Origin of the sequence: Thermodesulfomicrobium sp. WS, from assembly GCF_027925145.1 — a bacterium.
GTDB lineage: Bacteria > Desulfobacterota > Desulfovibrionia > Desulfovibrionales > Desulfomicrobiaceae > Thermodesulfomicrobium.
In genome coordinates this window covers 1,841,414-1,860,124 of the sequence record NZ_AP027130.1, presented here as the reverse complement: position 1 = coordinate 1,860,124, position 18,711 = coordinate 1,841,414, and the positions used below count along the sequence as shown (strand labels likewise).

The 18,711-nt window shown below is 63.5% G+C and carries 17 protein-coding genes; 14 read left to right on the top strand and 3 right to left on the bottom strand.

From position 1 onward, the window contains the following. Positions 1–4: 4 nt before the first annotated feature. From qrcC to moaA, 3 genes are all read left to right on the top strand, one after another. Positions 5–778 (top strand): menaquinone reductase iron-sulfur cluster-binding subunit QrcC, encoded by a 774-nt coding sequence (gene qrcC / locus QMF81_RS08990; protein WP_281750469.1) that lies wholly within the window; start codon positions 5–7, stop codon positions 776–778. Beyond that, complete coding sequence (qrcD, locus tag QMF81_RS08985) at positions 771–2,006, top strand: menaquinone reductase integral membrane subunit QrcD (RefSeq protein WP_281750468.1); 1,236 nt, start codon at positions 771–773, stop codon at positions 2,004–2,006. Before qrcC ends, qrcD begins: the two co-directional genes overlap by 8 nt. A 383-nt stretch (positions 2,007–2,389) precedes the next feature. Beyond that, complete coding sequence (gene moaA, locus QMF81_RS08980; RefSeq protein ID WP_281750467.1) at positions 2,390–3,382, top strand: GTP 3',8-cyclase MoaA; 993 nt, start codon at positions 2,390–2,392, stop codon at positions 3,380–3,382. Here the strand turns inward: moaA and QMF81_RS08975 are convergent. Then, entirely contained in the window at positions 3,379–3,798 is a 420-nt protein-coding gene (locus QMF81_RS08975; RefSeq protein WP_281750466.1) for a hypothetical protein, read from the bottom strand. The genes moaA and QMF81_RS08975 overlap by 4 nt on opposite strands. 63 nt (positions 3,799–3,861) lie before the next feature. Between QMF81_RS08975 and QMF81_RS08970 the strand changes: the two genes are divergently transcribed. The 10 genes from QMF81_RS08970 (at position 3,862) to QMF81_RS08925 (ending at position 14,299) form a co-directional block, all read left to right on the top strand. After that, a complete protein-coding gene (locus QMF81_RS08970) occupies positions 3,862–4,872 on the top strand; it encodes a PhoH family protein (RefSeq protein WP_281750465.1) in 1,011 nt (336 codons plus the stop codon). Next, the gene (gene ybeY, locus QMF81_RS08965) at positions 4,856–5,287 is read left to right on the top strand and encodes an rRNA maturation RNase YbeY (protein ID WP_281750464.1); all 432 of its coding nucleotides are present in this window, start codon (positions 4,856–4,858) and stop codon (positions 5,285–5,287) included. Before QMF81_RS08970 ends, ybeY begins: the two co-directional genes overlap by 17 nt. Positions 5,288–5,296: 9 nt before the next feature. Beyond that, positions 5,297–5,926 carry a hypothetical protein gene (locus QMF81_RS08960; RefSeq protein ID WP_281750463.1) on the top strand — a complete coding sequence of 210 codons (630 nt, stop codon included), beginning with the start codon at positions 5,297–5,299 and terminating at the stop codon, positions 5,924–5,926. 67 nt (positions 5,927–5,993) lie between these two features. Beyond that, the gene (gene argF, locus QMF81_RS08955; protein WP_281750462.1) at positions 5,994–6,911 is read left to right on the top strand and encodes an ornithine carbamoyltransferase; all 918 of its coding nucleotides are present in this window, start codon (positions 5,994–5,996) and stop codon (positions 6,909–6,911) included. Beyond that, positions 6,904–8,109, top strand: a complete 1,206-nt coding sequence (locus QMF81_RS08950) for an argininosuccinate synthase (RefSeq protein WP_281750461.1) — start codon at positions 6,904–6,906, stop codon at positions 8,107–8,109. Before argF ends, QMF81_RS08950 begins: the two co-directional genes overlap by 8 nt. Beyond that, on the top strand, positions 8,106–9,515 hold the full coding sequence (gene argH / locus QMF81_RS08945; RefSeq protein WP_281750460.1) for an argininosuccinate lyase: 1,410 nt from the start codon (positions 8,106–8,108) through the stop codon (positions 9,513–9,515). Before QMF81_RS08950 ends, argH begins: the two co-directional genes overlap by 4 nt. A 59-nt stretch (positions 9,516–9,574) precedes the next feature. Beyond that, positions 9,575–10,030, top strand: coding sequence for a cytochrome c family protein (locus QMF81_RS08940; RefSeq protein ID WP_281750459.1), 456 nt, complete (start codon positions 9,575–9,577; stop codon positions 10,028–10,030). 10 nt (positions 10,031–10,040) lie between these two features. Further along, on the top strand, positions 10,041–11,705 hold the full coding sequence (locus QMF81_RS08935; RefSeq protein WP_281750458.1) for a methyl-accepting chemotaxis protein: 1,665 nt from the start codon (positions 10,041–10,043) through the stop codon (positions 11,703–11,705). Between the two features lie 2 nt (positions 11,706–11,707). Next, on the top strand, positions 11,708–13,315 hold the full coding sequence (locus QMF81_RS08930) for a transglutaminase-like domain-containing protein (protein WP_281750457.1): 1,608 nt from the start codon (positions 11,708–11,710) through the stop codon (positions 13,313–13,315). A gap of 21 nt (positions 13,316–13,336) precedes the next feature. Beyond that, positions 13,337–14,299, top strand: coding sequence for an ABC transporter substrate-binding protein (locus QMF81_RS08925; RefSeq protein WP_281750456.1), 963 nt, complete (start codon positions 13,337–13,339; stop codon positions 14,297–14,299). A gap of 74 nt (positions 14,300–14,373) precedes the next feature. Here QMF81_RS08925 and QMF81_RS08920 read toward each other — a convergent pair whose 3' ends face one another. Together QMF81_RS08920 and QMF81_RS08915 are read right to left on the bottom strand one after the other, a co-directional pair. After that, a complete protein-coding gene (locus QMF81_RS08920; RefSeq protein WP_281750455.1) occupies positions 14,374–16,047 on the bottom strand; it encodes a Na/Pi cotransporter family protein in 1,674 nt (557 codons plus the stop codon). A gap of 126 nt (positions 16,048–16,173) precedes the next feature. Beyond that, complete coding sequence (locus QMF81_RS08915) at positions 16,174–17,040, bottom strand: universal stress protein (protein ID WP_281750454.1); 867 nt, start codon at positions 17,038–17,040, stop codon at positions 16,174–16,176. Between the two features lie 95 nt (positions 17,041–17,135). On the opposite strand from QMF81_RS08915, the gene murJ reads away from it, so the two are divergent. Then, positions 17,136–18,689, top strand: a complete 1,554-nt coding sequence (gene murJ, locus QMF81_RS08910) for a murein biosynthesis integral membrane protein MurJ (protein ID WP_281750453.1) — start codon at positions 17,136–17,138, stop codon at positions 18,687–18,689. The last annotated feature ends 22 nt before the right edge of the window (positions 18,690–18,711 follow it).

Here is an 18,711-nt window from a genome sequence, read left to right as displayed (position 1 = left end):
AGCAATGCAACATATGGAATTCAAAGTGAAGTGGGGCATGGTCATCGATCTCGACAAATGTACGGGATGCGGTGCCTGTTCCATTGCGTGTCGGGCGGAAAACAACATTCCACCCATGCAAGATGCATCCAATAAATTGCGTACGACGGATTGGATGAATATCTACGAACTCTCCAATGGGAAGAAATTTCCCGATCTGGAGATTGCTTACCTGCCGCGTCCGTGCATGCAGTGCGGCAAGCCCTCGTGCTCCACGGTCTGTCCTGTGGTGGCAACCACCAAGGACGAAGAGGGCGGTATTGTGAGCCAGGTGTATCCGCGCTGCATCGGATGCCGGTACTGCATGGCCGCGTGTCCCTATCATGCCCGCTACTTCAACTGGTTCGATCCCATTTGGCCGGAAGGCATGGAAAAGACCCTCACGCCTTATGTGTCGGCTCGGCCCCGCGGCGTGGTGGAAAAGTGTACCTTCTGCCATCACCGTTTCAACGCCGCCAAGGAGCAGGCCCGCATGAGCGGCGCTGATCCGTTGGATCTGCCGGAAGATGCGTATATTCCGGCCTGTGCCGAAGTCTGCCCCACGGGGGCCATCGTTTTCGGCAATCTCAAGAATCCCGAGCACCGCGTGGCCAAGCTCGCTGCCTCCAAGTATGCCTTCCGCCTCTTGGCGCGGCTCGGCACGGACCCGCAGGTGTACTACTACTCCAAGCGGGATTGGGTGCGGCAGCTGGGAGACAACTACCTGCAGAAGGAACTCAAGGGAGGCGAGCATGTCTGAGAGAGAATTCTGGCCTGAGGGGGTGGAGCGCTGCGATCTGGGCAAATTTTTGGCCTGGCTCGGCTTCATCTCGATCTTCCTCGTGTGGGGTGCGTACGGCGCCTACAAGGTCCTGGGCACGGGTATCGGTGTCACCGCCCTGGACAACTATTTCGGTTTCGGCTTGTGGATCACCTTCGACCTGGCGGTCATCGCCTTGGGCGCGGGCGCCTTTTTCTCCGGGTTCTTGCGCTACATCATGCGCATCGATGAGCTCAAAAACATCATCAACCTGGCGGTGATCGTCGGCTTTCTCTGCTACTCCGGCGCCATGCTCATCCTGGTGCTGGATATCGGCCAGCCGCTGCGGGCGTGGTTCGGTTACTGGCATCCCAATGTGCACTCCATGCTGACGGAAGTGATCTTCTGTATCACCTGCTACTGCACCGTGCTCATCATTGAGTACGTGCCCCTGATCCTGGAGAACCGCCAGATCGCCAAGAACCGCTTCTGCCATCATCTGGCCCATAACTTCCACGTGTACATGCCGCTTTTCGCGGGCATTGGCACCTTCCTCTCCACGTTCCATCAGGGTTCCCTGGGCGGCATGTACGGTGTGCTCTTTGGTCGGCCCTTTGTGTTCCGCGAAGGCTTCTTCATCTGGCCGTGGACCTTCTTCCTGTTCGTGGCCTCGGCGATTGCTTCGGGTCCGGCCTTCACCATGCTGTGCGCCACCTTCATGGAGACCATTACCGGCCGCAAGCTGGTAAGCTACGAGACCAAGAAGCTCATGGGCAAGATCGCTGGTCTGCTTCTGTGCTTCTACATGTTCTTCAAGATCCTCGACACCTATGCCTGGGCCAAGGGGATCTTGCCGGGCATGGGCCTGACCTTCGACCAGATGTACAATAGCGCCGCTGGCTATGGAAAAACGTGGTTGTGGGTGGAGCTCTTCTGGTGCGGCGTCATTCCTGCCATCATGCTGGTGACCCCGGCGGTGCGCAATCGTCCTGCCTTGTTGTACACGGCGGCCATCCTCGATTGCGTGGGCATCGTCATCAACCGCTTCGTCTTCACCGTGCAGGCCCTGGCCATTCCGGTCATGCCTTTTGATCAGTGGTTCTCCTACGCCCCCAACTGGGCGGAGTGGTCCACCTCGCTTATGATCATCGCATACGGATTTCTGGTCATGAGCCTCTCCTACCGCTATCTGCCCATCTTCCCCCAGGAGCGGGCGCTCAACCGGTAATGCTGGGTTTCTTGAGTAGAGTTCCAAGGGCCGCCGCATGGCGGCCTTTGGTTTTGGCGCATAGGGCGTCCTGGGGGGACGCATCGTCGCTTTTGGAGCGCGCGAAGCCTCCGGACCCCAGGTGAGGTGCAGGGCGGGGCCTCCTGGAGGGACGCATCGTCGCTTTTGGAGCAGGTGGACTTCCGCCTTCTTGCGGTGCTTCGGCAGGGGAGAGCGGTCCCTCGGACGCCCCCAGTGGAGGTCCCCAATTTTCCGAGAGTGCCCCCGGCCCGGTATCTGCGCTGCCATCTCCTTGGAGCGCATTCTGGCCGGAGCGTTGGCCACCCTGTGGTTTGACACTCCTGCCGGGTGCTTCTATGCCCACGAGCACATTGGAGGTGCCCATGCTCATGGATCGTCACGGCCGTACGGTGAGCTACTTGCGGCTGAGTGTCACGGATCGGTGCAATCTACGCTGTCTCTATTGCCGACCTGCGGAGGCCATTTCCTTCATCCCTCATGAGCGCGTCCTTTCCTACGAGGAGATGATCGAGATCGTCGCCGCTGCCCAGGAGCTCGGGGTGCACAAGGTGCGCCTGACCGGCGGAGAGCCTTTTGCCCGTAAAGACTTCGTGCCCTTTGTGGCGCGGCTGCACGCGCGCTTCCCCAAGCTCGATCTTCGCATCACCACCAACGCCACCATGCTTGCCGGTCGCATGCCCGAGCTTCGGGACGCCGGGGTGCGCACCGTGAATATTTCTTTGGATACGCTGTCGCCGCACACGTTTGCCCAAATCACCGGGGTGGATGCCCACCGCGTGGTACTGGCCGCCATCGAGGAGGCTCTGGCTTCCGGCATCCGGGTGAAGATCAATGCGGTTGCCCTGCGCGGCATCAATGACACGGAACTCCCGGCCTTTGTGGATTTTGCCCGCACCTACGGGGTCGATGTGCGCTTCATCGAGTTCATGCCCATCGGCTACCAATGCCGCTGGACCGAGGAAAACTTTTGGCCCGCCGAGGAGATCGTGGCGGCCTTCCATGCTATGGAGATCCTGCGTCCGGAGACCAATACCGAGCCCCACAGCGGCCCGGCCCGTATGTATCGTATCATCGGCTCGCAAGGCCGTTTGGGTGTCATCTCTGCGGTGAGCCATCACTTTTGCGCCAGTTGCAACCGACTGCGGGTGACCTGCGAAGGCCGTTTGCGCACCTGCCTGTTTTCCGACGAAGAATACGACGTGGCTGGCGTGCTGCGCCGTCCGGACTACCAGCGCACGCAGCTCTTGGAGCTCTTTCAGCGCGCCAACGCCGCCAAACCCTTGGGCTATGAGCTCTTGGCGGCCCGCAAGCGGACCAACGTATGCCAGCGGGTGATGACCACCATTGGCGGCTAGGGGCGGTTGGGGCGCTTTGGGGAAGGGGATGGGCGCCACTTGCCTTGAGATTTGTGGCGGGTGACCATGCGGTCCACCTCTTGGGGCGAGGGCGGGATGGCAAGCAGCGGGGCGCTGCCTTCGAGCATGGAGTCGAGGTTGTGGGTCTCGATATGCAGATCCGCGCCAAAGGCGTCTTCCTGCAAGGCAAGGTAGGCGGTCTTGGCAAAGGCACGGGCTTTGGCCCACCAACTGCGGCCTTTGCGCTCCCAAAAGCGCTGTGAGCTGGCATAGGCATAGAGCCCGGCACAGGCCAGGGCCGCAAGGTTGGTGCGGATGGCGCTTTTGAGCGCCTGGGAGACCATGTGGCGTGCTTCGCGCACTGCGGCGTGGGTTTCTGGCCGGATGGCGGGAAGTGTGGGTGGTTTCTGGGGCATAGGTCCTCGGTGCGTTGCAATACAGGGTAGCCTTTTAGGTCAGGGATGGGGGTTTGGCAACGGATGGAGCCGACGGTGGAGCGCGAGATTCGTTTCGGGGATGCCGACGTGGCCCGGGAGGTCTGCGGCCCGGGCGGGGCGTTTTTGGAGACCGTGGCCGGCATGACCGGGCTTTCCGTGGTGAGCGTAGGGTCTGCGGTGCGTCTTGCCGGCGACGACACCATCATGGTGGACGTGGTGGCGGAGTTCTTTGCCCAGGTGGCGGACTTGGTGCGTGCGGGCTACCGCCTGTTCGACCGGGATGTGGAGCAGGGGTTGCGCCTGATGCTGCGCGATCCTCACGCCCGGCTCGCCCAATACTACCGGGAGTCGGTGTTTGTGGTGTCCTCGCGCAAGTCGGTGATGCCCAAGACCGGACGGCAGCGGGAATACATCCACGCCTTGCGGGAGAGCGATCTCACGCTGGGCATTGGCCCAGCAGGCACGGGCAAGACCTACCTGGCCGTGGCCGTGGGGGTGTGGTTCTTCTTGCAAAAGCGGGTCAAGCGCCTGGTGCTCACCCGTCCGGCCGTGGAGGCCGGGGAAAAGCTCGGATTCCTGCCCGGGGATTTGGTGGAAAAGGTCAATCCGTACCTGCGCCCCCTCTACGACGCCCTGCACGACATGCTCGACCCGGTGCGCGTGCAGGAGATGATGACCTCAGGCAGCATCGAAATCGCACCGCTGGCCTTCATGCGTGGCCGCACCCTCAACGACGCCTACGTCATCCTGGATGAGGCCCAAAACACGACGCCGGAGCAGATGAAGATGTTTCTCACCCGCTTGGGCTATGGCTCCCGGGCGGTGGTCACCGGGGATGTGACCCAGATCGACCTGCCGGGGCACGTGGACTCCGGCCTGGTGCAGGCCATCACCGTGCTGCGGGATGTCCCGGGTGTGGCCATGGTGCACTTCGATCAGGCCGATGTCATCCGCCATCCCTTGGTGGGCCGCATCGTGCAGGCCTACGAGCGCCATGCCCGCAGCGTGGCCTCCAATCCTTCCCGGAGCAACTCCCATGGACATCGTCGTTGATACCTTTGCCGATCCGCGCCTGCCTTTTTCTCCTTCGGAGCTGGCGGATCTTGTGCGGTGTTTGGCGCGCACCTTGCAGATTTCCCTGCACGGCTTGGTGGTCCGCATCACCCATGACCAGGAAATGGCCGAGCTCCATGCGCGTTTCGCCGGTGGGCTGGGACCTACCAACGTGCTCAGTTTTCCCACCGACGATCCCGGCCGTCTGGGGGACCTGGTGCTTTCTGCCGATACCGTGGCCCGGGAAGCGGAACTCTACCTGCAGCCCTTCCGGGCGTACGCGGCCCGGCTCGTGGCCCATGGACTCCTCCATTTGGCGGGTCTGCCCCATGGACCGGAAATGGACGCGCTGACGGACCTGGCGGTGGCCGAGTGTGCCGCCGATGTTTCGGGGTTTGCCTGGGGGGAGCCGTAAGGAGGAGATGTGCGCTACTTTTTGGGGATGCTGCTTGTGCTGCTTGCAGCCTGCGCCCCGCAGGGAGATGCCACGCTGCATCTGCACGGGGTGAGCTGGTACGCCGACAGCGGGGTGGTGTTGGGGGCACTGGAGGAATCGGTGGTCCCTGCCAATGTGGCAAGCGTGCCGGAGCGGGCGTTGGTCTTGCCTTTCGTCCTCGAAGGCGAGGCCCAGCACCGCCGCGCCATCAGCGTGGGGCTCACCGGCACGCTGTGCGACGTGTGGCGGCGCTTGCGGGTCTTTGCTGCCCTGGAGTTCGATGCCGACACCCGGGTGTCCAGTCGGGAGGAGGCCCTGGCCTGGGCCCGGACCAAGGGGGCCACGGTGCTGGTTACGGGCCGCTTGCATCCGGTGCTCGTGGGCGGTGGGCTCGGGCGCACGGAGATCGGCGTGCAGGTGGAGGCGGTGTGGGTGCCCACAGGACAGACCTATTGGAGCGCCACTCAGGCCGGCGTACTCGAAGGCGCTCCGGTGCGGGACTACGTGGTGGTGCGGCGCGCCGAGCGTTTGCCCCGGCATCCGGAGGTAGCGGTCATGGCCGCCATCGCCGAGAGCCTGGGTCAGGCCTATCTTGCCCATGGCGAGGAACTGCCCTGACTTTACAAGGCCAGGCCTTGCTTTGTAGCGAAATTTTTTCCGTAACCTTTAATTCCAGGCAGACGCTATGAAGCATTTTCTTTCCTTTGCAGACCTGTCGGCACAGACCGCCATGGCCCTGGTGCGCCGCGGCGCGGTCATGAAGGCGGAGAATTTCCGCTCGGAGCAGCTTTCGGGCAAGACCATTGCCCTGATTTTTGAAAAGGCCTCCACCCGGACACGGGTGTCTTTTGAGGTGGCGGTGCGCCATTTGGGCGGGTCCACCATCTTTCTTACTCCGGCGGACTCGCAACTGGGCCGAAGTGAGCCCCTGCGCGACACCGCCCGGGTGCTTTCGCGTTATGTGGACGGGCTGGTGGTGCGTACCTTTGCCCAGGCCAATCTGGAAGAGCTCGCCCGCTTCGGCTCCATCCCGGTGATCAATGCCCTCAGCGATCTGCTTCATCCCTGCCAGGTACTCTGCGACGTGCTCACCATGTACGAGCGCACGCCTGACCTTGGGTCGCTCATCGTGGCCTGGGTGGGGGACGGCAACAACATGGCCCATTCCTGGATCGAGGCCGCCGCGCTCTTTGGCTTTACCTTGCGTCTGGCCACCCCGGCGGGATTCGAGCCCGACGCCCAGGTGGTGGCCGCGGCCCGCGCCGCCGGCGCCCGGCTGGAACTGGGACACGACCCCAAGGCCGCGGTGCGTGGGGCCCATTACGTGAACACCGATGTGTGGGCCTCCATGGGGCAGGAAGCCGAGGCCGGAGCACGGCTTGCCGCGTTTTCCGGCTTTCAGGTGGATGCCGCGCTCATGGCCCTTGCCCATCCGCAGGCCAAGTTTCTCCATTGCCTGCCCGCGCACCGCGGCGAAGAGGTGAGCGAGGAGGTCTTCGAAGGCCCGCAGTCCATTGTGTTCGATCAGGCGGAAAACCGTCTCCACATTCAAAAGGCCATCTTGGAATGGATCTTTGCGCAGGAGAATACGACCTATGAGTGATATCAAAAAGATTGTGCTCGCCTATTCGGGCGGCTTGGATACGTCCGCCATCCTCAAATGGCTGGCCGTGACCTACGAGTGCGAAGTCATCACCATGACTGCGGATTTGGGTCAGGGAGAGGAGCTCTCCGGCATCGAGGACAAGGCCCGGGCCACCGGGGCCACCAAGGCCTACGTGGTGGATTTGCGGGAGGAGTTCGCCCGGGACTACGTCTTTCCCATGATGCGCGCCGCTGCGGTGTACGAGGGCGGCTATCTGCTGGGCACCTCCATCGCCCGGCCGCTCATCGCCAAGAAACTGGTGGAGATCGCCCTGGCCGAGGGCGCCCAGGCCGTGGCCCACGGCGCCACAGGCAAAGGCAACGACCAGGTGCGCTTCGAGCTTTCGGTCATGGCCCTGGCCCCGCAGATCCGCACCATCGCCCCGTGGCGGGAGTGGTCGCTGCGCTCGCGCACGGACATCCTCGCCTTTTGCCGCGAGCACGGCATCCCCGTGCCCGTAACCGAGGCCAAGCCCTATTCCTGTGACCGCAATCTCCTGCATTTGAGCTTCGAGGGCGGGGAACTGGAAGACCCGGCCAGAGAACCCGGACCGGGGACGTATCTTTTGTGCGTGCCGCCCGAAAAGGCCCCGGACACCCCGGAGGAAGTCACCATCGTCTTCGAGGCCGGAGATCCCGTGGCGGTGAACGGCGAGCGCCTCTCGCCAGCAGGCATCTTCGAGCGTCTCAACGCCTTGGGCGGCAAGCACGGCATCGGCCGCTTGGACATGGTGGAAAACCGCTTCGTGGGCATCAAGTCCCGCGGGGTGTACGAGACCCCCGGAGGCACCATCATCTACCGCGCCCGGCGCGACCTGGAAGGCATCACCATGGACCGGGAACTGCTCCACCTGCGCGACAGCCTCGTTCCCCGCTACGCCGAGATGGTGTACAACGGCTTTTGGTTCTCCCCGGAGCGCGAGGCCCTGCAAGCCTTCATGGACAAGGCCAGCGAGCGGGTCACCGGTGAAGTGCGTCTGCGCCTCTACAAGGGCGGGGTATATCCGGTGGGCCGGACTTCCCCGTGCTCGCTCTACAACCCCGACCTTGCCACCTTCGAGCGCGATGAGGTCTACAACCAAGCGGACGCTGCGGGCTTTATCCGCCTGCATGGCTTGCGCCTCATGGCCCAGGCGGGGCTTGGAGGCCGGTCGTGAGCCAGGCCAAACCCTGGGGAGGGCGCTTTGCCGAGGCCACGGCCCCGGAAGTGGAGCGCTACACCTGCTCCTTGGATGTGGACCGGCACCTGGCCATGGAGGATATCGCCGGCTCCAAGGCGCACGCCCGTATGCTCGCCCGTCAGGGCATTCTCTCCGAGGCCGAGGCCCAGGCCATCGTGGAGGGACTCGACCGCGTTGCCGATGAAATCCGCGCCGGCACTTTCCCGTGGCGGGAGTCCCTGGAAGACGTGCACATGAACATCGAGACCCGGCTTGTGGAGCTCATTGGCGAGCCGGGCCGAAAACTCCATACCGGCCGCTCCCGCAACGACCAGACCCTGCTCGATACCCGCCTGGCCACGGCGAAATTCGTGCGCCAGTGGCGGCAGGCGCTGGTGGAGCTCATCGGCGTGCTGCTGGCGCGGGCCAAGGAGCACTGCGAGACGCTGCTTCCAGGTTGCACCCATTTCCAGCCTGCCCAACCGGTGAGCCTTGCCCATCACCTCCTTGCCTATGCCCAGATGTTCCGGCGGGACGTGGAGCGCATCGACGGCTTGCTCCCCCGGGTGGAGGTTTCGCCTTTGGGGGCGGCGGCGCTGGCGGGAACCACCTATCCCCTGGACCCGGCGGCCGTTGCCGCGGAAGTGGGGTTTGGGGCCGTCTTCGCCAATAGCATGGACGCCGTGGCGGATCGGGACTTTCTGGTGGAGGCGGTGTGCTGCGCCAGCATCATCATGATGCATGCCAGTCGGCTGTGCGAGGAAATCATCATCTGGGCCAATCCCCAATTGGGCTTTGTGCGCCTTCCGGATGCCTACAGCACCGGTTCTTCCATTATGCCGCAGAAAAAAAATCCCGATGTGGCGGAGCTCATGCGGGGCAAGACCGGACGGGTGTATGGCGATTTGGTCGCCCTCTTGACCATGATGAAGGGACTGCCGCTTACGTACAACCGCGATTTGCAGGAAGACAAGGCACCGCTCTTGGACGCCCACGCCACGGTGCATGCCTCGGTGCGGCTGCTTGCCGGCATGATGGCGTCCATGGAGTTTGTGCCCGAAGCCATGACCCGTGCGCTGCAGCGGGGATATATCAATGCTACGGAGCTGGCGGACTACTTGGTGACTCGCGGCGTGCCGTTTCGCGACGCCCACCACCAGACCGGCGCCGTGGTGGCCTACGCGGAAGGCAAGGGGGTGGGGCTGGAGGACTTGTCTCTGGAGGAGATCCAGCGCTACGCCCCCAAGGCCGGGCCGGAGGTGTTCGACGCCCTGCGTTTCGAGGCTGCTGTTTCCCGGCGCAATACCCCCGGGGGTACTGGACCGGCAGCCGTGGCCCAGCAGATGGCGGCCTTGGAGATGTGGTTGGAGGCCCAGGGCGAAGCCCTTGGTGTGTCATATTGACACCGGAGGCCATTTGAGATCACTGGAGTCCGAAATTCACATTTGCAGGAGAGATGTGTATGCGTTGGATTTTGTTGGCAGGTTTGGTTCTCGGCCTGGCCTTTCCAGCGTTTGCCCAGGAGAACCGCTATGTGGGAAGTCAGGCCTGTGTCGATTGCCATGAGGCGCAATACGCCAGCTACAGGCAGAACAGCAAAAAGGCCCACTCCAGTCGGACAGTGCAGCAGATGGCCTCAGACCTCACGGCAGAGGAACTCAAGAGCTGCTTTGCGTGCCATACCACAGGCTATGGCCAGCCGGGCGGCTTCGTGAGTTTTGAAAAGACTCCAGATTTGGCCGACGCGGGCTGTGAAGTGTGTCATGGTCCGGGCGGGGCGCATGTGGAATCCGGCGGCGATGTTTCTCTTATCAAAGGCCGCGGGGCCATTCGCGTGGAGGACTGCATGGGGTGCCACACCCCGGAGCGGGTGCGGGCTTTTGGTTTCAAACCCACCCTCTATAGCGGCGGGCACTAGGAAGCTGGCCATGGATATCTTCAAGCGTTCTTTGGGCGCCAAGCTTATGGCCATTACCTCTGGGGTGTTGGTGGTGGTCTTTGGCCTGCTCCTCATGGTGGCCTCGTGGAATCAGCGCCGGGCGAGTCTTGCAGAAATCGAACATGGCGCAGAGCGCATGGGGGAACTCATCCACATGGCCATCGCCAAACCCATGAGCATTGGTGACAACGAAGGCACGACGGAAAAATTTGCCGAGATTGCCGCCAAATATCGCGATGTGGAAGTGTACCTCACCAATTCCAAAGGCGAGATCACCTACGCCACCAAGGGGGATACCCTGCGCCAGCCCCTGTCGAAGCCATTGCCGTACCCCGCAGTCCAGACCATGGTCCAGGAACGGCTGCGCACCGTGGGCATGCACGGAGGAATGGTGGAGCTGGACGGCTCCCCGTATTTCCTCGAGGTCCGTTCCGTGCCCAATGCCCCGGAGTGTCACCATTGCCATGGGAGTTCGCAGCCCATTCTTGGGGCCATGGTGATGCGTCAGGATATTTCGGCGCAGATGGGGGCGTTGCGTACTTCGCAGGGCATGATGGCTGGCCTTTTTGTCGCGGGCATGGTGGTTCTGTTGCTGGTGCTCTCCATATTTTTGCGTGTCTCGGTGGTGCGCCCGCTTGCTCGGGTGGCGGAGGCTACAGCCCAGGTAAGCGCGGGAGACCTCACCGTGGAAGTGCCGGTCACTAGTCAGGATGAAGTGGGGCAGCTGGCCTGCAGTGTGAACACCATGGCCGCCCGTTTGCGGGACCTTTTAGGTGAGATACGCTCCGGTGTGGAGACCTTGGCTGGCACCTCGCAGCAGCTTGATGGTGTGGCCCAAGCGGTGGCCGAGGTGGCGGCGGACAACGAGACGCGTTCAGCCCGTGTGGCCCAGGCTGCAGACGGCATTGCCGGGGATATGCGCTCTGTGGCTGCGGCCACGGAAGAGGCCACGGTGAACATCTCCACCGTGGCGGCGGCCTCGGAGGAGATGAGCGCCACCATCGAGGAAATCGCCCGCAATGCCAGTCGCGCCAAAGGCATTACTGCCGGCGCCGTGGAAACGGCCACGGCGGCAGGTGCGGACGTGGACCGCTTGGGCCAGGTGGCGGCCCAGATCCATTCCGTCACCGAGGCCATTACCGCCATTTCCTCCCAGACCAATCTCCTCGCCCTCAACGCCACCATCGAGGCGGCCCGGGCCGGTGAGGCGGGCCGCGGTTTCGCGGTGGTGGCCAATGAGATCAAAGAACTGGCCAACCAGACCGCCCGCGCCACGGAGGAGATCCGGGAGAAGATCGCAGGCATCCAGTCGGCCACGGATACCACGGTGGGCCGCATCGAGCAGATCCGCGGGGTCATCGGTGACATCGACGCCATCGTGGCCACCATCGCCGCTGCGGTGGAAGAGCAGAGTGTGACCACCCGTGACATCGTGGACAATATCAGCCAGGCCTCGGTGGGCTTGCAGGAAGTGAGCGCCAATGTGGCGCGCACCACCGATGGCGTGGCCCAAGTGGCCGGCGAGATGGGCAGTGTTCGCCAGTCGGCGGCGCTCATGACCGAGCAGGGACATCAGACCAAGGCCAGCGCGCAGAGTTTGCTTGCGCTCGCCAAAGAGCTGGAGGCCTTGGTGCGCACCTTCAAGACGAGGTGATCATGGTACCGGTTTTCGTCCTTGCGCTGTTTTGTGCCATAGCTCCCAGCGCCTATGCTGGGGTCATGGCCGTGGACGGGGGCGCTGGGACGTGGACCGGGACCTGGGTGATGACGTGGCGCGCGGAGGATCTGGAGCGGGTGACCCGCCTGGACCTCCGCCTGCCGCTTCTTGTCCCCCGGCAGGGGTGGGGATGGCAGCTCACTGTGGGAGCACCGTCCATTTCCGCAACCCCCAATCCTGCATGGCACAAGCAGGAGGCCGGGAGCGTGGCCATGCAGTGGCACCACCAGCGCCCACAGGTGCAGGTGGAAGTGCGCATCCCGGTGCGCATGACCACCCAGACCACGCCGCTTGAGGCCTCTGCCGCCTATCCCTTGGAGACCATCGCCGCTGAGGCTGCGCCGTTTGTGGCGGCAACCCCGTGGGTGGACCCTGCCGCCATGCGCGCCCAGGTGCAGCCCGTGGTGGCCGGCGCGGCAAGCGCGGTGCAGGCCGTGGTGGACGTGGCCGCCTGGGTGCGCGGGCAATGGGGGTTTCGTCCTGCCCAGGTGGTGGAGGACAGTACCACCGTACTGCGCCAGGGAAGCGGTGACATATCGGGCCTGGTGCACGCGTGGCTGGCGGCGCTGCGCGCTGCCGGCTTGCCTGCCCGGGCGGTGCTGGGCGTGGACGCCGGCCAGGACATGGTGGTGGAAGGCGGCGGCACGGCGTGGCGCATCCCTGGGTTTTCGGGCCTTTCCGCCTGGGTGGAAGTGTGGCTTCCGGACACGGGCTGGCTTCCGGTGGACGTGCGCGGGCTGGTAGGCTGGCTTCCTCCAGGGCGGGTGCCTTTGGTGGTGGATGTGGACGTCCCCTCGGCCCTGGCCCAGGCCGCGGTGCGGTGGCGGCACGTGGCCGGGGTTCAGGTGACGCCGCGCTTTTCCTGGCAGGCGGAGCTTACAGGGCAAGTCCCCAAGACACGGCTTACGCTGCGTGCCGAGTCCCCTGGGCCACAGCTGCTGCTCCCTGCCCCTGTGGCGAAAAAACGACCTTGGCGCCCCCGAAAGGAATATGCCCATCCTGCCCGAGCGCAATGTCCGCAAGCGTTTCCGCTCGCCGTGCCGGCACGCTATGGGCCGGGGCGTGCGCTGCATCCGGAGGCCATGGAGGCGACTCCGCAGATTTTTCTCCGCCCCCGTCAGGTGCTGACAGACCGCTTGCATGCTTTGGCGCAACCGGTTTCTCTGGATGCCAATGCATCCTTGGGCTTCGTGGAGCTGGCCATGTGGCGGCACAGTGGGCGCGGGCAGATGTGGATGGAGATCTTTACCGATACCGCAAACGGCACCGCTGCCCCAGGCAGTCCCGGAGAGCGGGTTTTGGCTTCCCGCCCGGTGGCGGCCCGGGATATCCCCACGCAGCCCGGTTGGGTTCGCTTTGCCTGGCCCCAAAATGCCACGCTCCCGGCTGGCCGCTATTGGATCGTTCCGCAATTTTCCGGGGCCTTGCAGGCTTTTTGGCTCGTGGACCCGGTCCCGTTGGGGCAGGAGCTTGGGCTTTCCAGCATGCTGTCTCCCGGCGTGGCAACGCCGTTTGCCGCCCGGGGGTGGATGCGCCTTTGTCCATAACGACAACCAGATGGAGGAGTGATGCGATACTTTTGGTGGAGTATTCTGTGGGCCCTGATGCTGGTCTCGTCGGCCTCGGCGCAGACCTACCGCATTTCCGTCAATCAGTTTGTGGAGCATCCCTCGCTGGATGCCGTGCTGCGCGGGGTCCAGGATGGATTGCAGGAGCAGGGCGTGGTGGCCAAGTTTGCGGTGCACAACGCCCAGGGCAACATGGCCACCGCGGTGCAGATCGCCGGCCAGATCGCCGGCGAAGAACCTGATCTGGTCCTGGCTATTGCCACGCCGTCGGCCCAGGCCTGCGCGCAGGCGGTGAAGAAGTCCCCGGTGCTCGCCCGGGTGCCGCTGGTGTTCACGGCCATCACCGATCCGGTGGCGGCGGGGTTGGTGGAGGACTTGGCGCGGCCTGGGAAGAACATCACCGGCGTTTCCGACAAGCTGCCGGTGGACAAGCATTTGGCCCTGGTGCGGGAATGCCTGCCGAAGCTTACCCGCTTGGGCGTGATCTACAGCACCGGAGAGGCCAACTCCCGCGCCACGGTGGACGCCGTGCGCGCCGAGGCCGAGCGTCTGGGATGGAGAGTGGTGGAAGCCGGGGTGACCAAGTCCGCCGATGTCTATCAGGCGGCCAAGTCCTTGGTGGGGCAGGTGGACGCCATGTATATCCCCACGGACAATACGGTGGTCTCGACCCTGGAGTCGGTCATCAAGGTAGGGACCGAGGCCAAGATCCCGGTGTTTTCCGCGGATGTGGACTCCGTTGCCCGGGGCACGGCGGCGGCGGTGGCCTTCGACTACTACCTCCACGGCAAGCAGACCGCCCGCATGCTGCGTCGTATCCTCGTCGATGGCGTGGCGCCGGGAGAAATTCCGGTGGAGCGGCAGGACGCGCTCATTTTGCATGTGAATCTCAAGGCCGCCAAGGCCATGGGGCTTGAGATTCCAGAGGCAGTGCGCCGACGCGCCGACAAGCTCTATCAGTAATCGCCGATTTTGCAGGAAGCATACCCAAAAGGCGGGACTGGCTCCCGCCTTTTGGGTATTGTTCGTCCAGGGCGCTAGACCTGCCGGGTGACAGCCCGGGCGATGGTAAAGCAGCAGTCGCCGATTTTCTCCATGCGGGTGATCATGTTCATGAAGATGGTGCCGCCCTCCACGGAGCATTGGGCGTTTTTGAGACGCTCGATGTAGGCACAGCGGATATTCTCCCGCAGGGCGTCAATGGATGCCTCCAGGATTTCCGCCTCCTCCAGGAAATTGGCCGGCGGGGTGCGCAGCCCCTGGCGGATGAGGTCCAGGAATTGGCCCACCTTTTCGCGCATGGTCTGGAGGTCCTCCCAGGATTGGGGGGACATGGGGATGTCTTTGTCCATGATGTCTTCGCCCAGCATGGCGATGATCTCCACCGCATCCCCGATACGCTCCAGGTTGTTGATGATGCGGATCTGCTCCGAGATCTCTTGCGATGCCTCCTCGTTGATCTCACTTTGCATGATCTGGGTGAGCACGAGCATGAGGGTCTTGTGCATTTCGTCGATATGGCGCTCAAAGCGCTGCCACTTGCGGATGTTTTTGTGGTCGTGCTGCATGATGCTTTCGATGGCATTGCAGTAGGCCGCTCGGACCACTTCCGCCATGTGGGAAATCTCGCCGCGTACCTGCGCCATGGCGGCAACGGGGTTGTCTAGGGTGCGTTGGTCGAATTGGGGCATGCGGAAGAGCGGATCTCCAGCCTCTTTGTCTTTGGGTGAGAGGGCGAGGGTCACCTTGATGAGAATCGGGAAGAAGGTCAGAAAGATCACTGCGTTGAGGACATTGAACAGGGTATGGGCATTGGCCACGAAGCGGCCTGCATGCGGATAGGCCCCGTCCACCATGGTGTTGGCAGGGGCATGCATGAGGGTGATCGTCACCCAATCCACTGCCTGCAAAAACCAGGGAAAGATGGCGGTGACCAGGATGACGCCCAGGACGTTGAACAAGGTGTGGGCGTTGGCGGCGCGGTAGCTGTTCACGTTGCCGGAGCCGATGGTGGCAAGCTGGGCCGTGATCGTGGTGCCGATGTTCTCGCCAAGCACCAGGGCGATGGCTGCGGGCAAACTGATGAGCCCCTGGGTGGCGAGGGTCATGGTGAGACCTACGGTGGCGGAGGAGGACTGCACGATCATGGTCACCACCGCGCCGGTGAGGACGCAGAGTATAAGGCCGCCGGTATGGGCTGGGTCGAACTTGGTGAAGAACTCCACCACTGCGGGGTCGGTACGCAGGGGCTTGAGCCCATCGCCCATGAGTGAGAGGCCGAAGAAGAGCAGACCAAATCCCGCGATAATTTCGCCAGCATATCGATATTTTTTGCGGGTGGCGAAAAATTTCATGGGCACGCCGATGGCGATGGCCGGCAGCGCCAGTGCCTCAAACTTGAAGGCAATGAGCTGGGCGGTCATGGTGGTGCCGATATTGGCGCCGATGATGACGCCTACGGCCTGTTCCAAGGTCATGAGCCCTGCGGTGACAAAGCCGATGACCATCACCGTGGTGGCTGACGACGACTGGATGATCGCCGTGACCACCGTCCCGGTGAGGCAGCCCAAAATGCGGTTGGAAGACACCGCACGCAGGATATTGCGGATACGGTTGCCGGCGGACATCTGCAGCCCTTCGGTCATGAATTTCATCCCCAGGACGAAAATCGCGAGTCCCCCCAGGGTATTGACGATGACGGAAAGATACATGCTCCCCCCTGATTGTTGCGACAACGTTACAAACCGCGCGGGGCCGTAACGGAAAAAGGGGGTTGAGGGAAGATGTTTCTGGGTGTTCCGGAATAGCGATGCCGCCCAGGGCGGCGCGATCTTCTCCTAGTGGCAGATCCAGAGGGTTGCCCAGTCGAGCTTTCGGAAAAGCCGCATGCTGACCGAGCCGAGCAGGTGGAGACTATGGGTTTCGCCCTTGCCGGTGCGCCCGATGCCCACCACCCCGTAGGGGACCTCTTGGGTGTGGCGCAGGATGGTCTCTGCGGGATCGTCGCCATCGAGGATCACGTCGTGGATGCGCTCCGCCGCGATCCCCCCTTGGGTGAGGATGTCCCGCGCTTGGGCGAAGACGTGGCGCACCTGATCGAGGTTCGCCCCCCGGTCGATGTAGGCCACGGAAATCTGGTGCTGGGGTTCGTCGCGCAGCATGTAGGCCATGTGGTCTGCGCAGCGCAGGCTCGCCGGGGAACCGTCCGTGCAGAGCAGGGCGTGGGGCAGGGGTTTTTCCGTGCTGCGGCTTATCCATAGAGGGATGTCCAGAGGGGTGACGAAGACCTGTTTGCTCACACTCTCCGAGAGGAGCTCTTCCAGACGGGAGATGCCGCGCCGACCCAGGCCGATGGCGTCGTAGATGCCGGCCATGCCTTCTTGGATGATATCCGTGGCGGTGCCGAACTGCTTATAGCTGATTTTTTTATGGATATTTGCTTCGGGGAATCCTTTGCCCACGAGAAAATCCGCCGCGCGCGCAACCGCCTCTTCGGCTTGCTGGCGGATGGATGCCTCCCGACGGGAGAGCAGGTGGTAATCTGCCATGATGTCGGCTTGAGTGAGACCGGCGCGGGGGTTGGGGGCCACATAGAGCAGCGTGATATGCAATGCATGGGTGTTTTGGAAATACCCGCAGGCAAAGCGCAGGCTGCACAGACAGCTGGTGTCGTCGCTGACGGTGAGGAGCACGTGTTTGTCCATGGCAAGACTCCTTCGGAGGGGCAGATTTCTCCATTGGCAATGCCAGCCAAGGAGCGTAGGCGTCAACGCCTGGATTTCTTGAGGAGGAGGACTGCATGCAGCGCTTGGCGAAAAACGCCTCGGTGGTGGCTGGGGCCACTTTGGTGAGCCGAGGGCTCGGATTTCTGCGCGATGTCATCATGGCCTACGCCTTGGGGGTTTCGGGCATGGCCGATGCCTTTTTCGTCGCCTTCCGGCTCCCCAACCTGCTGCGCAGCCTTTTTGCCGAGGGCTCTTTGGCCATGGCCTTCGTACCCACCTTCGTCAAAGTGCGCAGCGAGTCCGGGGTGCAGGCGGCCTTTACGGTGGCCCGCTCCGTGCAACTGTGGCTTTTGGGGATCCTTGGTCTCATCACGCTGGGAGTCCTGCTTGCCCCGCAGACCGCCACCATGCTCGTGGCCTCGGGGTTCGCCGCCACCCGGCCCGAGCTTTTTGAGCGCACGGCCGAGCTCGTGGCCGTGTGTTTTCCGTATATCCTCTGCATCTCCAGCGTGGCCCTCTGCATGGGGATCCTCAATGCCTGCGGGCATTTTCTCGTGCCTGCCCTGGCGCCGTGCCTGCTCAATATCTGTTTGATCGCGGCGAGCCTCTTGGCCTTGGCCGTGCATGGCGATGTGGCCTGGTTTTTGGCCTGGGGGGTGCTCGCTGCCGGGGTATGCCAGTGGCTGGCGCAGCAGCCGGTCTTGTGGCGGCTGGGGTTTTCCTGGAGAGGTCCGGTGGACCCGCTGGGGCCCGGGGTGCGGCGCATCGGACGCTTGATGCTGCCTACCGTGCTCGGCTCGGCCGTGTACCAGCTCAATATCCTCATCGGCACAGGTATGGCCTCGTTTCTGCCGGAAGGCTCGGTTTCCAGCCTGTACTATGCGGACCGCCTCTTCCAATTTCCCTTGGGTGTCGTGGGCGTGGCCGTGGGGGTGGTGGCCTTGCCGTCCCTTTCCGGTCTTGCCCGGAGGGAAGACCGGCCGCGTTTTGTGGCGGTACTGCGTCAGGCCCTGGGACTGACCATGTTTGTGAACCTGCCTGCTGCTGCGGGCTTGGCGGGCCTGGCCCTGCCTTTGGTGGAGACCCTCTTCGGCCATGGCCGTTTCACGGCAGCAGGCATCCATACCACGAGCCTCGCTCTCGTGGCCTACGCGGTGGGGTTGCCGGCCTTTTCGTGTGTGCGTTCCTTGGTGGCCGCCTACTACGCCCTGGAGGACACCCGCACCCCGGTGCGCGTGGCGGTCATCTGTCTTGGGGTGTATGTGGCCACGGGGTTTGCGGCCATGCAGGTGTGGGGGGCCGTGGGCCTGGCGCTGGCCTCGTCGGTGTCCGCCTGGGCCAACGTGTTCCAGTTGGGCTTGGGTCTGCGCCGGCACTTGGGCCCTTGGATGGAGGGAGGGCGCCTGTGGATTGGCTACGCCGCCTTGAGTCTGGGGATCGCCCTGGGGTGCCGGGCCTTGTGGTCCTGGGGGGCGTGGTCTCTGGCCACCATCCCGGTGTGGGTGGCGGCTTACGGACTCTTTGCCCTGCGCTTGGGCGCCCCGGAGGCCATGCTCGTGGCCAGCGCCTTGGCGCGGCGTTTCCCCCGGCTGGCCTTGCTTCTTGAAGGCCGCGGCGCTTCCCGCTAACGAAGGCGCTCTCCGTATACTG